The sequence below is a fragment of the Streptomyces sp. NPDC059248 genome, from assembly GCF_042753905.1.
GTDB lineage: Bacteria > Actinomycetota > Actinomycetes > Streptomycetales > Streptomycetaceae > Streptomyces.
Map to the genome: position 1 here is coordinate 1 of NZ_JBHYZV010000014.1, position 18,047 is coordinate 18,047.

14 protein-coding genes are annotated in these 18,047 nt (G+C 73.3%); 5 read left to right on the forward strand and 9 right to left on the reverse strand.

Annotated elements, in window-relative coordinates; all coding sequences use genetic code 11:
• From ACFXG1_RS08210 to ACFXG1_RS08235, 6 genes are all read right to left on the reverse strand, one after another.
• On the reverse strand, positions 1–1,015 hold a 1,015-nt coding region (locus tag ACFXG1_RS08210; protein ID WP_384741687.1), incomplete at its 3' end, for an ABC transporter permease.
• Positions 1,016–1,028: 13 nt separating this feature from the next.
• Positions 1,029–2,672: an ABC transporter substrate-binding protein gene (locus ACFXG1_RS08215; RefSeq protein WP_384717298.1), complete on the reverse strand. Its 1,644-nt coding sequence runs from the start codon at positions 2,670–2,672 to the stop codon at positions 1,029–1,031.
• On the reverse strand, positions 2,669–4,276 hold the full coding sequence (locus ACFXG1_RS08220; RefSeq protein WP_384741689.1) for a phytoene desaturase family protein: 1,608 nt from the start codon (positions 4,274–4,276) through the stop codon (positions 2,669–2,671). Before ACFXG1_RS08220 ends, ACFXG1_RS08215 begins: the two co-directional genes overlap by 4 nt.
• Before the next feature lie 36 nt (positions 4,277–4,312).
• On the reverse strand, positions 4,313–5,296 hold the full coding sequence (locus tag ACFXG1_RS08225) for a dipeptidase (RefSeq protein ID WP_384717289.1): 984 nt from the start codon (positions 5,294–5,296) through the stop codon (positions 4,313–4,315).
• 64 nt (positions 5,297–5,360) lie between these two features.
• Positions 5,361–6,083, reverse strand: a complete 723-nt coding sequence (locus tag ACFXG1_RS08230) for an aspartate/glutamate racemase family protein (RefSeq protein ID WP_384717286.1) — start codon at positions 6,081–6,083, stop codon at positions 5,361–5,363.
• Positions 6,084–6,688: 605 nt separating this feature from the next.
• Positions 6,689–7,513 carry an IclR family transcriptional regulator gene (locus ACFXG1_RS08235; RefSeq protein WP_384741691.1) on the reverse strand — a complete coding sequence of 275 codons (825 nt, stop codon included), beginning with the start codon at positions 7,511–7,513 and terminating at the stop codon, positions 6,689–6,691.
• Positions 7,514–7,883: 370 nt separating this feature from the next.
• Between ACFXG1_RS08235 and ACFXG1_RS08240 the strand changes: the two genes are divergently transcribed.
• Together ACFXG1_RS08240 and ACFXG1_RS08245 are read left to right on the forward strand one after the other, a co-directional pair.
• On the forward strand, positions 7,884–9,326 hold the full coding sequence (locus tag ACFXG1_RS08240; RefSeq protein ID WP_384723684.1) for an aldehyde dehydrogenase family protein: 1,443 nt from the start codon (positions 7,884–7,886) through the stop codon (positions 9,324–9,326).
• A 129-nt stretch (positions 9,327–9,455) separates the two neighbouring features.
• The gene (locus tag ACFXG1_RS08245; RefSeq protein ID WP_384741693.1) at positions 9,456–10,715 is read left to right on the forward strand and encodes an acyl-CoA dehydrogenase family protein; all 1,260 of its coding nucleotides are present in this window, start codon (positions 9,456–9,458) and stop codon (positions 10,713–10,715) included.
• Positions 10,716–10,818: 103 nt separating this feature from the next.
• Here the strand turns inward: ACFXG1_RS08245 and ACFXG1_RS08250 are convergent, their stop codons facing one another.
• The 3 genes from ACFXG1_RS08250 to paaI all read right to left on the reverse strand — a co-directional run bounded on the left by ACFXG1_RS08250 (position 10,819) and on the right by paaI (position 13,809).
• On the reverse strand, positions 10,819–11,793 hold the full coding sequence (locus ACFXG1_RS08250) for a helix-turn-helix domain-containing protein (protein WP_384716282.1): 975 nt from the start codon (positions 11,791–11,793) through the stop codon (positions 10,819–10,821).
• A gap of 151 nt (positions 11,794–11,944) precedes the next feature.
• On the reverse strand, positions 11,945–13,321 hold the full coding sequence (gene paaK, locus ACFXG1_RS08255; protein WP_384716279.1) for a phenylacetate--CoA ligase PaaK: 1,377 nt from the start codon (positions 13,319–13,321) through the stop codon (positions 11,945–11,947).
• Positions 13,321–13,809 (reverse strand): hydroxyphenylacetyl-CoA thioesterase PaaI, encoded by a 489-nt coding sequence (gene paaI, locus ACFXG1_RS08260; protein ID WP_384716288.1) that lies wholly within the window; start codon positions 13,807–13,809, stop codon positions 13,321–13,323. The genes paaK and paaI overlap by 1 nt, the downstream gene beginning before the upstream one ends.
• A gap of 244 nt (positions 13,810–14,053) precedes the next feature.
• Here paaI and ACFXG1_RS08265 point away from each other — a divergent pair, with 244 nt between their 5' ends.
• The 3 genes from ACFXG1_RS08265 (at position 14,054) to ACFXG1_RS08275 (ending at position 18,040) form a co-directional block, all read left to right on the forward strand.
• Positions 14,054–15,277 (forward strand): thiolase family protein, encoded by a 1,224-nt coding sequence (locus ACFXG1_RS08265; RefSeq protein WP_384741696.1) that lies wholly within the window; start codon positions 14,054–14,056, stop codon positions 15,275–15,277.
• Positions 15,278–15,359: 82 nt separating this feature from the next.
• Complete coding sequence (locus ACFXG1_RS08270) at positions 15,360–16,268, forward strand: 3-hydroxyacyl-CoA dehydrogenase family protein (RefSeq protein ID WP_384741698.1); 909 nt, start codon at positions 15,360–15,362, stop codon at positions 16,266–16,268.
• Between the two features lie 239 nt (positions 16,269–16,507).
• Positions 16,508–18,040: an MFS transporter gene (locus tag ACFXG1_RS08275; protein WP_384741699.1), complete on the forward strand. Its 1,533-nt coding sequence runs from the start codon at positions 16,508–16,510 to the stop codon at positions 18,038–18,040.
• Positions 18,041–18,047: the final 7 nt, after the last annotated feature.

Here is an 18,047-nt window from a genome sequence, read left to right on the forward strand (position 1 = left end):
CCCTCCTTTTTCTTTCAGTAGACGGCTTTCTAGATAGACGAAGGTCGGGTGGGCTCGGTTTTGTGTATAAGAGACAGGACCGGCTCCGCCGGTGGGTCTGGGGGCGGCGGCCCGCGCTCCGCGCGGGCCGGTTCCCGCGGCTGCGGGGGTCGAGACGGTCCCGTACGCCGTCGCCGAGGAGGTTGAATCCGACGGCCAGGACGACGATCACGAGCCCGGGGACGGTCGCCACATGCGGCGAGGTGACCAGCAGGGCCCGGCCGCCGCTGAGCATCTGGCCCCAGTCGGGGGCGGGTGGCTGGGCGCCGAGCCCGAGGAAGGCGAGGCTGGCGCCGAGGATGACGTTCCGTCCGGTCTGGAGGGTGGCGAAGACGGTCAGTCCGCCGAGGAGGTTGGGGGTGATGTGGCGCAGCGCGATGCGGCGGTGTCCGTAGCCGAGGACTCCGGCGGCCTCCACGTACTGCTCCTGCCGCAGGGAGACGACGGAGCCGCGGACGATCCGGCCGAACTCGGGGACGGTGACCACGACCATGGCGATGACCATGGAGGTGAGTCCCGGTCCGAGGGCGACTCCGATCCCGAGGGCGAGCAGGATGCCGGGGAAGGAGAACATCACGTCGAACAGGCGCATCAGGGTGCTGTCGAGCCAGCCGCCGACATAGCCGGAGACGAGGCCGATGAGGCCGCCGATCAGCAGGGCGAGCAGGGTGGGCACGACGGCGACGAGGAGGGCGAGTCTGCTGCCGTGCATGAGCCGGCTCAGGATGTCGCGGCCGACCTCGTCGGTGCCGAGGAGATGGCCGTCGCTGAGGGGGGCGAGGCCGATGGCCGCCGGATCGGTGGCGAGCGGGTCGGCCGGGGCGATCCAGGGGGCGAGCAGGGCGACGAGGACGGTGACGCCGACGACGGCGCCGCCGATGACCGTGGTGGTACTGCCGCCGCCGATCGCGCGCAGCCGGTCGCGCAGGGGCGCGCGGGAGGGGGCCCGGGGAACGGGTGCCGCTGTGGCCTTCATGGCTGGGGTCTCCTCACCGGCGGCGGATGGTGGTGTAGTCGATGTAGGCGGAGGGTGCCGCGACGACTCCCTCGACCTTGCGGCTCAGCAGCCGGGGCAGCCGGTCCTGGTAGAGGAAGACCCACGGCGCGTCGGCGGCGATGGTGTCCGCGGCCTTGCGGTACAGGTTCATCCGGGTCTCCTCGCGGGGTTCGGCGCGGGCCTCGTCGAGGAGGGCGTCGACGGTCCGGTTGGCGTACCAGCCCCGGTTCACACCGTTCGGGGGGTGCAGTTCGCCGCCGAACATCCGCTCCAGGAAGTCCCCGGCGTCGGCGCCGGTGGTCCAGCCGTTGAAGGAGCCGTGGACGCCCTTCTTGTATCCGGCGCCCTCCTCGGCGACGAGCGACGCGAACTCCATGTACTGGACCTCCAGTCGTACGCCGACCGCTTTCAGGTCCTGCTGGATCAGCGACATGATCTCGGTGGCCTGGGAGAAGCCGGGGCCGCTGTCGGGGGCGAGGAGCCGCAGCGTCACCGGGGTGCGGACGCCGCTCTCGGCGATCAGTCGCTTCGCCAGGGCGGGGTCGTGGGGGTAGCGGTCGCCGGCGGCGGATGCCCGGTACGCCTCGTTGCCGCGGGGCAGCGGGCCGTGCGACGGGGCGATCTGTCCCGCGGTGAGGGTGGCGATGGCGTCTCGGTCCACGGCGTGGTTGAGGGCCCGGCGGAAGCGGGCGTCGTCGGTGGGGGCGGTACGGGTGTTGAGCCGCAGGAAGTACTGGTTGGCGGGTTCCGGGTACTGGGCCGTCATGGTGCCCCGGCCGGCGAGCTGGCGTACCTGCTGGGCCCCGGCGCTGAGGATGGCGTCCACCTCGCCGGTCTGGGCGGCGATGGCGAGGGTCGTGGGGTCGCTGACGGATTCGACGATGATGGACTCGGTCCTGGGGACGCCGCCCCAGTAGGCGGTGTTGCGTTGCAGGACGACCCGCTTGCCGTGGTCGGCGGAGCGCTGGCGGTAGGGGCCGGTGCCGACGGGGTGGAGTCCGACGTCGTCGGGGTCGTGGGCGCGCAGCGCCGCCGGGCTGATCAGGGACATCCGGCGGTCGGTGAGGACCCGGGGCAGACCGGTGTACGGCTCGGTGAGCCGGAGGGTGACGGTATGCGGTCCGCGGACCTCGACCCGGTCGATCCAGCGGGTCAGGAACTTCATGTTCCCGGCGGCGGTGGCGTCGTACACCGGGGACTTCTTGTCGGTGATCCGGTCGAAGTTGAGCTTCACGGCGGCGGCGTCGAAGGGGGTGTCGTCGGCGAAGGTGACGTCCGTGCGCAGGGCGAGGGTGTAGGTGAGGGCGTCCGGGGACACCTGCCAGGAGGTGGCGAGGGCGGGCCGCAGCCGGGGGGCCCGGTCGGTCTTGGTGGTGAGGTCCTCGCGGATGAGGGGGTCGAACAGGGCGTCGACGACGCGGAGGCCGACGGTGCCGGAGAGCCGGTGCGGATCGAGGACGGGTATCTCGCCCTCGGCGCCGACGACGAGGGTGCCCGGGTCGCGGCCGAAGGCGGGCGGCGAGGTGCAGCCGGTGAGCAGCAGCCCGGCGACGGCGATCGCGCCGAGGGCACGGCGGAGGGTCGCCCGGGGTGGTCGGGGCGGCCGGGGCGGCCCGCTACGGGGCGAAGTTCTCATGGGTGCGGCCTTTGTTCGTCGTGGGCGAGGTCGCGCAGTACCGCGGCGGCGGTGTTCCTGCCGGGGGTGCCGGTGACGTAGCCGCCCGGCCAGGTTCCGCTGCCGCCGACGTAGAAGCCGGGGAGCGGGGTCCGGTGGTCCGCGAGGGCGGGGTGCGGGCGGGCGCCGAAGAGCCCGGCGGGGAGCATGTCGCCGTGGGTGATGTTGCTGCCGGCCAGGCCGAGTTCGGCCGCCATCTCCACGGGGTTCATGAAGCGGTGGGCCACGATCCGGTCGGCGATGCCGGGCATCAGCAGGCCGAGTTGTGCGACGCAGCGGTATCCGAAGTGTTCGGTGCGCGCGGCGTCCCAGGGGCCGTCCTGCGGCTGGTAGGGCGCGTGCCAGGCGTTGAGGCTGATCAGGTGGGTGGTGCCGGGGGTGAGTGCGGGTGAGGTGAGGGTGGGGGTCAGTCCCCACATCAGGATCTCGTCACCGGTCCGGCCGGCCAGCGCTTCGGTGATCGCGTTCTCGATGGTCCGGGGTGAGGAGCCGAACCGGAACTGGCAGGCGCGTACGGTTTCGGGGTCGGCGTCCTTCGGGAGCCCCGCGTAGGGCGGGAGCGAGTCGACTTCCAGGACCACCTTGAAGGCGGAGCCGCGCATGGGTTCCGCGAGGACGGTGTCCCGGATGCCGGGGTCCATCGCCCCGTCGGCGAGGAGGTCGCGGAAGAGGTGGTGGGGGTTGACGGTGGAGATCACCCGGGGGGCGCGGAACTCCTCACCGGTGGGGGTGATGACACCGCCGACCCCGTCGGGGCCGTGCAGGACCCGGGCCACGGGGGTGCCGGTGCGCAGGTCCACGCCGTGTTCCCGGCAGGCTCCGGCGAGGGCGTCGACGATGGCGCTCATCGAGCCGACCGGGAGTCCGGTGGAGCCGCGGAGCGCGACGCGCTCCGCGGCGTCCGGGCCCCCGCCGCCGGTGGCGGCGAGTGCGAAGGGGCGCATCATCAGTCCCACGGCGCTGCCCGGGGTGCCGGGCGGGACGAGCTGGGCGTTGAGGGCGAGCATCATGAGCAGCGCCTTCGCCCGGTCGGAGCGGAGGTGCGTGTCGAGCAGCGCCGTGAGTCCGCCCTCGAAGACCGCTTCGAAGAGCCGGATGTCCAAGGGATCGGACAAACGTTTCTTCAGTACGTCCACGGGAGGCGGCGTACGGTCCGGGAGGACGCCGAGCCGGGCGCCCAGCCGCTCCAGGCCCTCGATCAGGGCGCGGTAGCGGGCCGCCTCGCCCGGTGCGAAGGCGTCCAGTTGCGCGTCCACCCGGGCCGGGTCCCGCCAGCCGATGAAGCAGCCCTCGTCGAACCGGTGGACCACGGTCGGGTCCACCCGTACGAACCGCAGGCCGTGCCGGGCGAGGCCCAGTTCGGCGACGACGGCCGGATTGAGCGAGCCGGGCGAGTTGGTGAAGGCCAGGCGCCGGCCGGGCAGGAACTCGTACGCCCCGCACGGGCCGCCCAGCTGGGGCCGGGATTCGAGGAGCGCGACCTTCAGCCCGGCGCGCCCGAGATAGGCGGCGGTCACCAGTCCGTTGTGGCCACCGCCGACGATCACTGCGTCGTAGCGGTTCATCTCCGGGTCGTCCTCCCGCAGCCGTGGGTGCGCATATCAGGGGCGGGGGGCGGCGGTGAAGCCGGTGTCGAACAGGTCCACCCAGTTGCCGCCGGATATCCGCTCGACGTCGGCCGCGGTGAAGCCGCGCTCCAGCAGCCGCCGCCGTACGGCGTCGTAGCCCTTTCCGGCCGCGTACCAGCCCGGGAACTCGACCGGTCCCGAGATGGGCACCATCGGGGTACGGCTCCAGCGGCCCTGCCGCCACCAGTGCAGCTCTTCGTCGCCCTGGCCCGCGTAGTAGTCGGAGCCGAGGCCGACATGCTCGACACCGATGAGTTCGACCGTGTAGGCGACCATGTCGCAGAAGCGGTCCACGGTGCAGTCGACGCCGTCGGGGGCGATTCTCGGATACATGCTCAGACCGACGACCCCGCCGGACTCCGCCGCCTTCTTGAGGACGGTGTCGGACTTGTTGCGGATCGCCAGTTCCACGTCCTCCCCCACGAACGCGCGGGGGTTGGCATGGGTGACGGCCACCGGCCGCTCGGACGCCTCGATCGCCTCCAAGGAGGTGCGCTCGTTGCAGTGGGAGATGTCGACGACCATGCCGACCTGGTTCATCTCACGGATGAGGTTGAGCCCGTAGGTACGGGAGAGCCCGGCGTCCTCGCCCTCCCAGCAGCCCGCCCCGGCGGAGTTCTGGGTGTTGTAGGTGAGCTGGGCGATCCGGACCCCGGCCCGGTGGAACGCGCCGACCAGGTCGAGGTCGTCCTCGAAGGGGCTGCTGTTCTGGAAGCCGAGGACGACCGCGGTCCTGCCCTCGGTCTCGGCGCGCCGGATGTCGTCGGCGGTGCGGCCCTCGCACAGGAGATCGGAGTGTTCGGCGAGCAGTCGCTGCCAGCGGCCCACCTCGCGCATGGTCTCGGTGGAGTCCTCCCAGATGGCCAGGGTGGCGTGGATCGCGGTGATCCCCGCGGCGTGCCACTCCTCGAAGCGCTCCCGGGACGGTTTCACGAACTGCAGTGCGTCGACGAGCACGTCTTCCTTCTCCTCTGTTCGATGGGTACGGGGGTGACCTGCGGTTCCCGGCGGCGGCGGACGGTCAGGAGATGCCGCCGAGCCGGCCGAGTGCGGGGATCTCGTCCCGCAGGCCGAGTTCGCGCAGGGCCCGCCACAGGGACGCCTGGTTGCTGGTGACCACCGGCAGTCCGGTGTCCATCTCCAGATAGGGCAGCACCTCGAAGGTCCGGAACGTGCCGCAGGAGATGAGCAGGGCGTCCGCGTCGGGGGCGGCCCGGTGCAGCCGGCGCCCGAGCCGGTAGGCGCTGTCCGCGTCGTGGACGCTGGCCTCGTACGGGTCGGTGATCTGGAGGCCCTCGACCACGGGGACCTCGAATCCGACGGCGACGAGATAGGCGCGCAGGGCCTCGTTGACCTCGTCGGTGTAGATGCTGCCGACGGCCACGGAGCCGGCGCCGACCGCGCGCAGGGCGTCCACCTGCGCCTGCATCATGGTGATGGCCGGGATCCCGGTCTCCGCGGTGATCTCGTCCGTCACCTTCTCGTCGGTGCCGGGTCCGGGGATGAAGGTGCCGGGCGCGCCGCACTGGACGATGAGGTCCACCTTCGCGGTGGCGAGTTGCCGCGAGGCCTCCAGTACCTGCGACATCATCGTCTTCAGCCCCTCGGCGTCCACCCGGGGAACGATGGTGCGCGCGTCGGCGAAGGCCACACCCGTGGGGGCCACCGAGCGCCATTCCTCGGCACCTTCGATGGCGGTAGCCGGACGTATTTGCCCAATTCGGGCACGCCATCCCAGCATCATGGGAAGTACCTCTTTCTCGGTCGTATACAGGTCCGCGGTCGGCCGCAGGGGGCGGATCGCCGTCGGATCGGCTCGGGGCGGACCCGGCGAAAGGGTCCGCGCATCGGGGTCCGGGGAGGGGGAAAGCGGTACCGCCGGGGTCTCCGGACGGGCTCCGCGAATCAATCTGGGACAGTGGACCAGCTCTGTTGGGACAACGTACCCATCGAAATCGAGGCGGGTCAATGGGGTGACGGAAAGCTCTGAACGCGCCATGCCGACGGCATGTTCCGGCCATACCGGATCCGGGCCGTACCCGGGCCTGAGCATCGGAACGGCGGGGCAACGGGGCGGCCGGGCACGGCCGACCCATGACGATCCGTCAGGGCCCTTGCCGGGCGGCGGGGATGGGGCGCCGAGAAGGCGGGAAGCCCGGTTCCCCGGGCGCGGGAGTCAAACCTCGGGCGCCGTCGCCGGGGACGGGGCCGCCCGGCGGGGCAGGGCCCGTACCGGACGTATCGGGGAATCCGGTGCGGCCGGAGGCATCACGGGCCCGGCGCGCCACGGGGAACGGCGGACACCGGGTGCCGTGGCCGGACGGTCCGGCCGCACCCGGCGGAAGGACGTCAGGCGGGCTGCCGCCAGCGGACCGTGATCTCCGCCGCCGCGGCCCGCAGCACGGGCACCAGGGCGGCCGTACGTTCGGCGGACAGCCGGGCCTCGGGCCCGTAGATGCTCAGGGCGGCGACGACCCGGCCCTGGGTGCCGATGGGAACGGCCACTCCGCAGCCGCCCGGGATCCACTCCTCGCGGCTGATCGCGTACCCGTCCAGGCGCGCCGCGTCGACCCGGCTCAGCACCACCTCGGTATCGGTGCCGGTGTACTCCTCCAGCAGCCGGTCGAGCCACTCGGGAGGCAGCATCGACAGCAGGACCCGGCCGGTGGCGCCGGAGAAGAGGGAGTAGGGCCGGCCCACTCCGGTGATCAGCCGCAGCGGCTGGGGGCTCTCCGCCTCGTAGACGGTGACCCGGCGCCCGTCGACGACCGTGGAGACGCACGCCGTCTCACCCGTCATGGCCGCGATCCGGGAGGCCGTGGCCGAAGCGGCCCCGACCAGGTCGCTGTTGGCCGCGTGCTTCCACGCGAGGGTGAGCGCGGCGGGCCCGATGACGTACTTCCGGCTGCTCTCCTCCGCGACGGCGAGCCCTTCGCGCTCCAGCGACGCGAGGATGCGCTGCACCGAACTCTTGCTGATCCCCAGATCGCGGCTCAGCTCCCGGACCCCGCGCGGCCGGTCCGCCTCGGCGACCGCCTTGAGCACCTGAAGGGCGTGGTCGACGATCTGCACCGTACTCGCGGCCCGCGGCTCGGAGCCGGGCGCGTCGTCACGGCCGCCGAGGCCGGCGGACCGGTCGGCCTCGTCGGCCGCCGAATCGGGTGCTGTCGACATGGGACGCGGCCTTCTCCCTCATGAGCACGGACGGAAATACGACGGGGTGCGCCGCGGTGGCGTACCCGCGAGGGCGCGCCGGTCTCCGTGATCCACCGAGACGGCAGTATCACACAGCCCGTGTGACAGGCCACAACACTCCCCCGGGCGAAAGCGCCGGGACCGGCCCGGGGCCCGGGGCCGCGCCTCCCGCCCGAGGCCGTCCGCGGAGGGCGCTCATCGGCGACTGCCCGTGCGTCCGGAGGCGAACCTGGCGGCGCGGCCGAGCCTAGATTCCCGCCAGGCGACGACGTCCCGCCCGGCCGCGCACCGCGATACCCCGCATCCGCCGGCCTCCACCAGGACAGCCCTTCGGAGGAGCGAAACAGCTATGCGCACCGACATGCTCATCGGCGGCGAGTGGACCGCGGGAACCGGCGGCACCGTCTTCCCCACCCTGAATCCGGCGACCGGCGAGGTCGTCGCCGAACTGCCCGACGCCACGGAGGCGGATGTGGACGCCGCCGTACGGGCCGCGGCCGACGCGTTCGTCTCACCCGCGTGGGCCGGGCTGCTGCCCGCGGCCAGGGCGAGGCTCCTGCTGCGGGTGGCCGACCTGCTGGAGGAGCACGGCGACGAACTGGCCCGGCTGGAGACCCTCGACCAGGGGCAGCCGCTCGGGGTCAGCGCCGGGTTCTCGGTGCCCAACGCGGTGGAGCACTTCCGCTACTACGCCGGCTGGGTCACCAAGATCACGGGGGTGTCGTCGCCGCTCTCCGTACCGGACGCGGACCACCGGACCGTACGGGAACCCCTGGGTGTCTGCGGTCTGATCACCCCGTGGAACTTCCCGCTGATGATCCTGGTGTGGAAGCTGGCGCCCGCCCTCGCCACCGGCAACACCGTGGTGATCAAGCCCGCCGAACAGACCCCGCTCTCCACCCTGCGGCTCGCCGAGCTGATCGGGCTCGCCGGGGTCCCGGCCGGGGTGGTCAATGTCGTCACCGGCGGCCCCGGGACCGGGCGGGCGCTGGTCCGCCACCCGCTGGTGCGGAAGATCTCCTTCACCGGCTCCACGGCGGTGGGCCGGGAGATCGGCGCCGAGTGCGGCAGGGCGCTGAAGAAGGTGTCGCTGGAGCTGGGCGGGAAGGCGCCGAGCGTGATAGCCGCGGACGCCGACATCGACGCGGCCGTACGGGGCAATCTGCTGGGCGGCCTGCTCAACTCCGGCCAGGTATGCGCCGCGTACACCCGCTTCTACGTGGACCGCGGGCGGCACGACGAGTTCGCGGAGAAGCTGGCCGGGGCGGCGGCGTCCCTGCGGCTGGGCGACGGGCTCGATCCGGGGACCCAGCTCGGTCCGCTGGTCTCCGCCGAACAGGTGGAGCAGACCGCGCGCTATGTCGCGGCGGGCCGGGAGGAGGGCGCCGAGCTGCTGACCGGCGGCGGCCGTCCGGACGGGGTACCCGCCGGGGGCTTCTTTCACGAGCCGACGGTCTTCGCGGGCGTGGGACAGGACATGCGGATCGCCCGGGAGGAGATCTTCGGCCCGGTGCTGGCGGTGCTGCCGTACGACGATCCGGAGGAGCTGGCCGGCCTCGCCAACGACTCCGACTACGGGCTGGCCGCCTCGGTCTGGTCCCGGGACATCGCCACCGCCAACCGGCTGGCCAGGCAGGTGAAGGCGGGCACCGTGTGGATCAACATGATGCAGGGGCTCGACGCTGCGGCGGCCTGGGGCGGCACCAAGTCCTCCGGTATCGGCCGCGAGATGGGCTGGGAGGCAATCGCGGCGTACACCGAGGTCAAAAGCGTCTGGACCAGCCACATCTGAGCACACCTGCGCACATCGAGCGGGCGGGGCGGGCCGGCCGGACCGGCGCCCCCGGCCGTGAACGACATGTTCCTCCGTGCCGCCGGTGCCAGGCGCCCGGCGGCACGGCGCACCCGTGAGGAGCCCCGTATGGCCATCGATTTCACTCTCACCCCCGAACAGCGCGAACTCCGCTCATCGGCGCGGGAGTTCGCGCACCGGTGCCTGTCGGGCGTCGGCCCCGCGACCCGGCTGATGAGCGACCCCGAGGAGCGGTGGCGGGCCACCCGGCCGGTCTACGAGCGGGCCGTGGCCGAGGGCTGGCTGCGCCGGATCCTGCCCGAGCCGCTGGGCGGCGAGGGCCGGGGCATGGTCGACTTCGCGCTGGTGGCGGAGGAGTTCGTCGCCGTCGACGCGAATGTGTCCCTGACCCTGTTCGCGGTCACCCTCGGACTCACCCCGCTGATGGCCGCCGGGAGCCCGGAGCAGGTGGCGGAGCACTTCGGCCCCTTCCTCCGGCCCTCGGGGGCCCCGCTCGCGGCCTTCGCCTTCAGCGAGCCCGGCGGCAGTGCCAACTACGACGCGCCCGCGCCCGCCGACGGTGTGCGGACCACCGCCGTACTCGACGAGCGGCGCGACGAGTGGGTGATCAACGGCTCCAAGCGGTGGGTGTCGAGCGCGGGCGGCTGGGACGGCGCGGGCCCCGACCTGCTGGCCGTCGTCTGCCGTACGAGTACGACCGCCCCGCCCGACGAGGCGCTCTCGGTCCTCCTGGTCCCGGGCCCGGTCCGGGGACTGACCCTGGACGGCAGCCTCGATCTGCTGGGCCACCGGGCCCATCAGACCCCCACGATCACCCTCCGGGACGTCCGGGTGCCGCGGGGCAACGTCCTCGGCGGGCCGGGCGCGGGGCGGGCGATCGTCGCGGGCAGCTTCGTGCCGACCGCGGCCCTCGTCGGGGTCTTCGCGCTGGCGAAGATGCGCGCGGCGTTCGGGTTCGCGCTCGACTTCGCCCGACGGGAGCGGCGCGCCGGGGCGGTACCGATCGTGGAACACCAGGCCGTGGGGTACGCGCTGGCCGACGCCAAATCGGCGATGGAGGCCGTACGGTACCTCTCCTGGCGGGCCTGCCACGCCCTGGACTCGGGCAGCCCGGCGGCGGCCGAACTCGCCCTGCACGCGAAGGTCTTCGGCTCGGAGACGGCGGTCCGGGTCATCACCGATCTGATGCGGGTGGTCGGGATGGAGAGCTACAGCCACGAGAACCCGATCGCGGGCATCCTCCAGGACGCGCTGGTCTATCCGCTCTTCGACGGCGGAAACATCGGGGTGCGCCGCCGCCAGTTGCACACCCTGCTCGCCGACCCGGCCTACGACCCGGACGCCACCCACGCGGCACCGGCCGGGTAGCGGAGCCGGTGCGGGGCGTACCGGCCGGTCGACGGCCGGCCGGAGGGCCGGGGGCCGTCGTGACCGTGGACGGGTCACGGCGGCCGGGGCGCGTCAGGGCGTGTCAGGGCGCGGCCGGGGGGCCGGAGCGGCGGGCGGCCTCCCGGCGGATCTCCGCCGCGCTCTGCCCGCAGGCGGCACGCAGCGCGCGGCTGAGATGGGTGGCGTCGAGGTAGCCCCATCCGGCGGCGATCACGGAGACGCTCCGGTCCGCGAGCGCCGGGTCCGCCAGGTCGCGGCGGATGCGCTCCAGACGGCGGCTTCTGATCCAGGACGCGAGGGAGACCCCGCGCCGCTGGAGCACCTTGTGCAGATAGCGGACGGAGATGTGGTGCGCGCGGGCCACCGACTCCGGTGAGAGGCGGGGGTCGGCGAGCCGGCCGAGGCAGTGGGTGAGGATGCGCTCGGCGAGGTCGTCCGCCGGGCGCGGGGTGATCCGTTGTTCGGCGAGGGCCGAAAGCACCACCGAGACCAGGGCGTCGGCCAGATGCGGGGCGCCGTCGCCGGAGCAGGTGTCGAGATCGCCCGCGGCCTCCCGGAGCAGGGCGGCGGCCAGCCGCCGGCCGCCCCCGTCGGTCGGCACGGCCGACGCGGTACGGGCGGCGAGGGGATCGCTGTGGGGGCCCAGCAGCGCGCGCGGGATACCGAGCACGATCAGGTCGAACGGGTCCCAGAAACGGAGTTCGTACGGGCGGGTCGTCTCGTAGACCACCAGATCCCCGGGAGCCGTCAGACACTGCCTGCCGTCCTGCTCGACGCCCGCGCGGCCGGAGCCGTGGAGCGCCACCTTCACCAGTTCGGGATCGGCGGAGCCGATCAGGGACGACGGGCGCTCAACGGTGCACGGGCCGCCGGTGATCCGGGCCACCAGCACCTCGCCCGGCCGGGCGCTGCGCAGGGTGCCGGAGAGTCCCGGGCGGACGGCGGGGCCGTCGGACGCGTCGGGGCGGATCCGCAGCGGGGCGAAGGCGGCTGAGGCGGCGGACGCCAGCCGTTCGCAGTGCTCGCCCCGTTCGGGCGACTCCCTCACTCCGGCCATCGCCGCCTCCTTCGCCGCTCACCTCATTGTGTCGGGCGCTCCGGCCGTCCGGCGAGGTGCCGTGGAGTCCGTCGCGGTGAAACGACCGTTCCGGACGCCGGGGCGGTCCCGCCCCGGCGTCCGGGTCACCCGGCGGCGCGGCCGGACCCGGTCACGACCGGCGGAGGTCCTTCACCCGGCGGATCTTGCCGACCGAGCGTTCCAGGCTCTCCGGGTCCACGACCGTGACCTCCACGGTGACGCCCACACCGTCCTTGACGCCCCGGGCGATCTCCCGGGCCGCGGCTTCCCGCCGGTCGCCGCCGGTCGCGGGCCCCGCCTCGACCAGGATGTGCATATGGTCCATCCGGCCGCGCCGGGTCAGCTCGATCCGGAAGTGGGGTGCCACGTCCGGGGTGCGCAGGACGATCTCCTCGATCTGGCCGGGGAAGAGGTTCACACCCCGCAGGATGATCATGTCGTCGCTGCGTCCGGTGATCTTCCGGATCCGGCGGAAGGCGGGCCGGGCGGTGCCGGGGAGCAGCCGGGTCAGATCGCGGGTGCGGTAGCGGATGACCGGCATGGCCTCCTTGGTGAGGGAGGTGAGGACGAGTTCGCCCTCCGCCCCGTCGGTAAGGGCGGTGTCCGCGAGCGGATCGACCACCTCGGGGTAGAAGTGGTCCTCCCACACATGGAGGCCGTCCTTGGTCTCGACGCACTCCTGGGCGACACCGGGGCCGATGACCTCGGAGAGCCCGTAGATGTCGACGGCGTGGATGTCCGCGCGTTCCTCGATCTCGCGGCGCATCTCCTCCGTCCAGGGCTCGGCGCCGAAGATACCGGTCCGCAGGGACGTGGTACGGGGATCGATGCCCTGCTTCTCGAACTCGTCGAGGAGCGTGAGCATGTAGGACGGGGTGATCATGATGATCTCGGGGCGGAAGTCCTGGATGATCCGGACCTGACGGGCGGTCATACCGCCGGAGGCCGGGATGACGGTACAGCCCGCGCGCTCCGCGCCGTAGTGGGCCCCGAGGCCCCCGGTGAAGAGGCCGTAGCCGTAGGAGATGTGCACCTTGTGGCCGGGGCGACCGCCGGCCGCCCTGATCGAACGAGCGATGACGTCGGCCCACAGGGAGATGTCGTTCTCGGTGTATCCGACGACGGTGGGGCGGCCGGTGGTGCCGCTGGAGGCGTGGATCCGGCGGACGTCGGCCATGGGGACGGCGAACATGCCGAACGGGTAGGTGTCCCGCAGATCGGCCTTGGTGGTGAAGGGGAAGCGGGCGAGGTCGCCGAGGGAGCGGCAGTCGTCGGGCCGTACTCCCGCCTCGTCGAACTTGCGGCGGTACAGCTCCACGTTCTCGTAGGCGTGCCGCAGGGTGGCCCTCAGCCGGTCGAGCTGGAGTTCGCGCAGCTGGTCGCGGGTCAGGCGCTCGGCGTCGTCCAGCAGTCCGGGCGGAAGCGGCTCGCCCGTGCGGCCGGGTCCCGGGGGTTCGGGCGCACCGCCCGGGACCGGGTTCGGCCTGGCCGTCGATTCGCTGCTCATCAGCTCTCCTCAACTCTCCCGTGCCCGGTACGCCGCGCACCGTCCGTCTCCTGCCGCGCGTCCGGTCCGCGGGGCCCGGCGGCGCGCCCCGCGGGGTCCGCGTCGCCGGGGTCGGGCGGCGCGCCCCGGACCGTACGGCTGCGTCCCCGGAACTCCGCGATCACCTCGTCGCCGCGCCGTACCGTCACGTCGCAGACCCCGCTGCGGCCGAATCTGACCCGTTCCCCGGCGCATGCCGTGAGGATGTCGCCCTCGTACGCCGGGGCGACGAAGACGATGTCGGCGCCCGCCGCGACGGTCACCGGGCCGTGGCCGTTGCAGGCGCAGGCGAACGCCGTGTCGGCGAGGAGGAAGAGGTAGCCGCCGTGGGCGATGCCGTGTCCGTTGACCATGGCGGGGGTCACCGTCATCCGTACCAGGGCCGCGCCGGCGGTGTGTTCGAGCAGTTCGATACCGAGGGCCCGGGACGCCTCGTCGGCGGCGAGCATCTCCTCGGCGGGGGTCCTGTCAGTGGTCCGTGCCACCGATTGCACCACCTTGATTCCACCACCCTTGTTTCCCGACCGACCATTCGGTTAGCGTGCGGCACGCCCAGTAATCCAGCCGCACCGTTTGCCTGTCAAGAGGTGGAACCGATGCCCCCCGACCGCCCCGTCCGACCGGCCTCCCCGCTCGTCCGTCGCGCGGCCCGCCCCCGCGGCGGGTCCGCCGCCTCCCCGAAGGAGACCGCCCGTGTCTGACGAGGTGTTCCTGATCGACGGCGCCCGTACCCCGCAGGGCCGGTACGGCGGCGCGCTCGCCTCCGTACGCCCGGACGATCTGGCGGCCCTGGTGGTCGGCGAGGCCGTCCGGCGCGCGGGGGTGCCGGGCGACGCCGTCGACGAGGTGGTGCTCGGCGCGGCCAACCAGGCCGGGGAGGACAACCGGGACGTGGCACGGATGGCGGTCCTGCTCGCCGGGTTGCCGCACACCGTGCCCGGTTACACCGTCAACCGCCTCTGCGCGTCGGGGCTGACCGCGGTTGCGTCGGCGGCGCAGGCCGTCCGCGCGGGCGCGGCGGACGTGGTGGTGGCGGGCGGGGTGGAGTCGATGACCCGGGCGCCGTGGGTGATGGCGAAGCCGGGCACCCCCTGGGCCAAGCCGGGCGAGGTCCACGACACATCGCTCGGCTGGCGGTTCACCAACCCCCGGTTCACGGCCGCGGACCGGGCGGTGGCCGCCGGCGCGGGACCGGAGACCGTACGGGTCACCCTGTCGATGGGCGAGACCGCGGAGGAGGTGGCGGCTCTCGACGGCATCACCCGCGCCGACTCCGACGCCTTCGCGCTCCGCAGCCACCGCCGGGCCGTCGCCGCCCAGGAGGCCGGGCGGTTCGACCGCGAACTGACGCCGGTACCGGTCCGGGACGGGGAGGTCACCCGGGACGAGGGGCCGCGTCCCGGCACCACCGCGGAGAGACTCGCCGGGCTGCGGACGATCTTCCGCCCGGACGGGATCGTCACCGCCGGGTCCGCGTCACCGCTCTCCGACGGCGCGGCGGCGCTGGTGGTGGCGAGCGGTGACGCCGTACGACGGTACGGGCTGACGCCCCGGGCCCGGATCGTCACCTCGGCGTCGGCCGGTGTCCCGCCCCAGCTGATGGGCCTCGGCCCGGTACCGGCCACCGAGAAGGCGGTGGCCCGGGCCGGCTGGCGGCTCGGGGACGTCGACGCGGTGGAGCTGAACGAGGCGTTCGCCGCGCAGGCGCTCGCCGTGATCCGGCGGCTGGAGCTGGACGAGGAACGCGTCAACGCCGACGGCGGAGCCATCGCGCTCGGCCATCCCCTCGGCTGCTCGGGCGCCCGGATCCTGCTCACCCTCCTGGGCCGGCTGGAGCGCGAGGACGGACGGCGCGGTCTGGCGACGCTCTGCGTCGGCGTGGGCCAGGGGGTCGCGATGCTGGTGGAGCGGGTGTGAGCGGAGTGCCGGAGCAGGGGGCCATCCACCGAACGGAAGCGGAGGACACCGGGAGGCCGGACTCCGCCGAGAGGAGCGGGACATGAGCGACGGTACGGATCACCGGAACGGGCCCGAGGGCGCCGACGCCCCGGACGAGGAGCGGCCGCCCGCCGTCGTAGGGGTCGTCGGCGGGGGCCGGATGGGGGCCGGGATCGCCCAGTCGTTCGCGGTCGCGGGCTCGGCGGTGACGGTCGTCGAGGGCGGCGCCGAAGCCGCGGCGGCGGCGCTGGAGCGCATCACCACCGGACTGCGGCGGGCGGCGGAGCGCGGTGTGCTCGCCGAGCCGCCGGAGCACATTCTGGCCCGGGTCGCCGTGGTGGATTCGGTACGGGCGCTGCCCGGCGGGGCCGACCTCGTCGTGGAGGCCGTCCCCGAGGACGCCGCGCTCAAGGCCCGTGTCCTGGCGGCGGCGGAGCGCGCGGTGGCTCCGTCCACGGTGCTCGCGACCAACACCAGCTCGCTCCCGGTCACCGAACTGGCATCGGCGCTCGCCCGCCCCGGGCGCTTCATCGGGATGCACTTCTTCAATCCGGTGCCCGCGTCCGCGCTGGTCGAGATCGTGGTCGCGCCGGACACGGATCCGGAGACCGTACGGGCGGCACGGCGGTGGACCGGCTCCCTGGGCAAGACGGACGTCGTGGTGCGCGACTCCCCCGGCTTCGCCAGCAGTCGGCTGGGCCTCGCCCTGGGCCTTGAGGCGATCCGGATGGTGGAGGAGGGCGTCGCCGCCCCCGAGGCGATCGACGACGCGATGCGGCTCGGCTACCGCCATCCGATGGGGCCGCTGCGGCTGACCGATCTGGTCGGCCTGGACGTCCGGCTGGCGATCGCCGAGCATCTGCACGCCACACTCGGCGAGCGTTTCGCCCCGCCGGAGCTGCTGCGGCGCAAGGTCGCGCTCGGCGAACTGGGCCGTAAGAGCGGACAGGGTTTCTACACCTGGCCTTGATCACGGGCGGGCGGCCGGGGGGGGTGCGGACGGCCCGGCTGCCCGTACGCGCTCCCGGGGCGCGGCGGGCCGGCCGATGCGAGGGCCCCGTCCGGGGCCGCCGGTCCGCCGGGTCGCCCCCTGCACCCCCTGTGCCCCACAGACCCCAACGAACACCCTGCGTCGGCCCCACGACTCCAAAATGATACGCTGGCGTCTCATTTTGAATGGTCACGTCTCAATCCGGTCTGGAGTCCCTCATGTCCCGCCCCGCCGCGACCCTGGTCGCGGAGGTTGTCCACGCGCGCCGCTGGATCGTCCTCGCGATCCTCTCGGGCAGCCTGCTGCTGATCGCCATGGACACCACGATCCTGAATGTCGCCTTCCCGTCCCTGGTCGCCGATCTGCGGCCGGGCTCGGTGGAGCAGCTGTGGATCATCGACGCCTACGCCCTCGCGCTCTCCGGACTGCTGGTGACCGCCGGCGCGCTGGGCGACCGGTGGGGCCGCAAGCGGCTGCTCCTGGGCGGCTTCGCCCTGTTCGCCCTGGCCTCCCTCGGCGCGGTGTTCGCCACCGAGGCCTGGCAGGTGATCGCCGCCCGTGCGCTGCTGGGTGTCGGCGGCGCCGCGATCATGCCCGCGACCCTGTCGATCCTGCGCCATGTCTTCACCGACGCCCGCGAGCGGGCCTTCGCCTACGCCGTGTGGGCGGCCGTGATGGGCGGCGGTATGGCGCTCGGCCCGGTGGTGGGCGGACTCCTGGTGGAGGACCACGGCTGGCGGTCGGCGTTCCTGCTCAACATCCCCGTCGCCCTGGCCGTCATCGCCTTCGGCTCCCGGCTGCTGCCCGAGTCGTACGCGCCGCGCGCCGGGCGCTGGGACTGGACGGGTGTGGCGCAGTCCGTCGTCGGTATGGTCGCGCTGGTCGCCGGTATCAAGCAGCTCGGCAAGCAGGGGTTCACCGAGCCCCTGCCGTGGCTGATGCTGCTGCTCGCCGCCGTCGTCCTGACGCTCTTCGTCCGCCGCCAGCTGCGGCTGGCCGCCCCGCTGCTCCGGATACGCCTCTTCGCGAGCCGTGCTTTCAGCGTCTCGGCCACGGCCCTGCTGCTCGGCATGATCGCGCTCGGCGCCGTGCTGTTCCTGCTCACCCAGTGGTTCCAGTACGCCCTGGGCTACTCACCGCTGGAGGCCGGCCTGCGGGTGCTGCCCGCGCCGCTCGCCCTCGTCGTCACATCGCTGCTCGCCCCGCCGCTGATGCGGGCCCTGCCGGTCCGGCACCTCATGGGTTCGGGTCTGGTCCTGATGGCGGCGGGTCTCGCCCTGCCGTGGCTCGCCCAGGGCTCCGACGGGCACCTCGGTTATCCGACGATGGCGATCGCGCTCGCGCTGATCGGCTTCGGTGCCGGTCTGGCCATGACGGTGGCATCGGTGACCCTGATGGCGGCCACCCCCGCCGAGCACGTCAGCGGGGCCGCCGCGATCGAGGAGACCTGCTACGAGCTGGGCGCCGCGCTCGGTGTCGCGTCACTCGGCTCCCTCGCCACCGCCCTCTACCAGGGCAATCTGCCAAAGGCCGTCACCGGTGTCGCCCGCGGCTCGGTGGGCGAAGGTGCCTACGCGGCCCAGGAACTGGGCGGCGCGGCGGGAGCGTCACTCCTCGACCAGGTGGCCCGCGCCTTCACCCACGGGATGACGCCCGCGTTCGCCGTCGGTGCCGCCTTGGCGCTGGCCGCGGCCGCCACCGTATGGGCGTACGTCCCCCGCGGTATCCGGCCCGCCGGCCACGCCCACTGACGACGGC

Coding starts and splice junctions, on each gene's coding strand:
- ACFXG1_RS08215 (WP_384717298.1), bottom strand. CDS start 2,672: ATGAGAACTTCGCCCCGTAGCGGGCCGCCCCGGCCGCCCCGACCACCC.
- ACFXG1_RS08220 (WP_384741689.1), bottom strand. CDS start 4,276: ATGAACCGCTACGACGCAGTGATCGTCGGCGGTGGCCACAACGGACTG.
- ACFXG1_RS08230 (WP_384717286.1), bottom strand. CDS start 6,083: ATGATGCTGGGATGGCGTGCCCGAATTGGGCAAATACGTCCGGCTACC.
- ACFXG1_RS08235 (WP_384741691.1), bottom strand. CDS start 7,513: ATGTCGACAGCACCCGATTCGGCGGCCGACGAGGCCGACCGGTCCGCC.
- ACFXG1_RS08240 (WP_384723684.1), top strand. CDS start 7,884: ATGCGCACCGACATGCTCATCGGCGGCGAGTGGACCGCGGGAACCGGC.
- ACFXG1_RS08245 (WP_384741693.1), top strand. CDS start 9,456: ATGGCCATCGATTTCACTCTCACCCCCGAACAGCGCGAACTCCGCTCA.
- ACFXG1_RS08250 (WP_384716282.1), bottom strand. CDS start 11,793: ATGGCCGGAGTGAGGGAGTCGCCCGAACGGGGCGAGCACTGCGAACGG.
- paaK (WP_384716279.1), bottom strand. CDS start 13,321: ATGAGCAGCGAATCGACGGCCAGGCCGAACCCGGTCCCGGGCGGTGCG.
- paaI (WP_384716288.1), bottom strand. CDS start 13,809: ATGCTCGCCGCCGACGAGGCGTCCCGGGCCCTCGGTATCGAACTGCTC.
- ACFXG1_RS08270 (WP_384741698.1), top strand. CDS start 15,360: ATGAGCGACGGTACGGATCACCGGAACGGGCCCGAGGGCGCCGACGCC.
- ACFXG1_RS08275 (WP_384741699.1), top strand. CDS start 16,508: ATGTCCCGCCCCGCCGCGACCCTGGTCGCGGAGGTTGTCCACGCGCGC.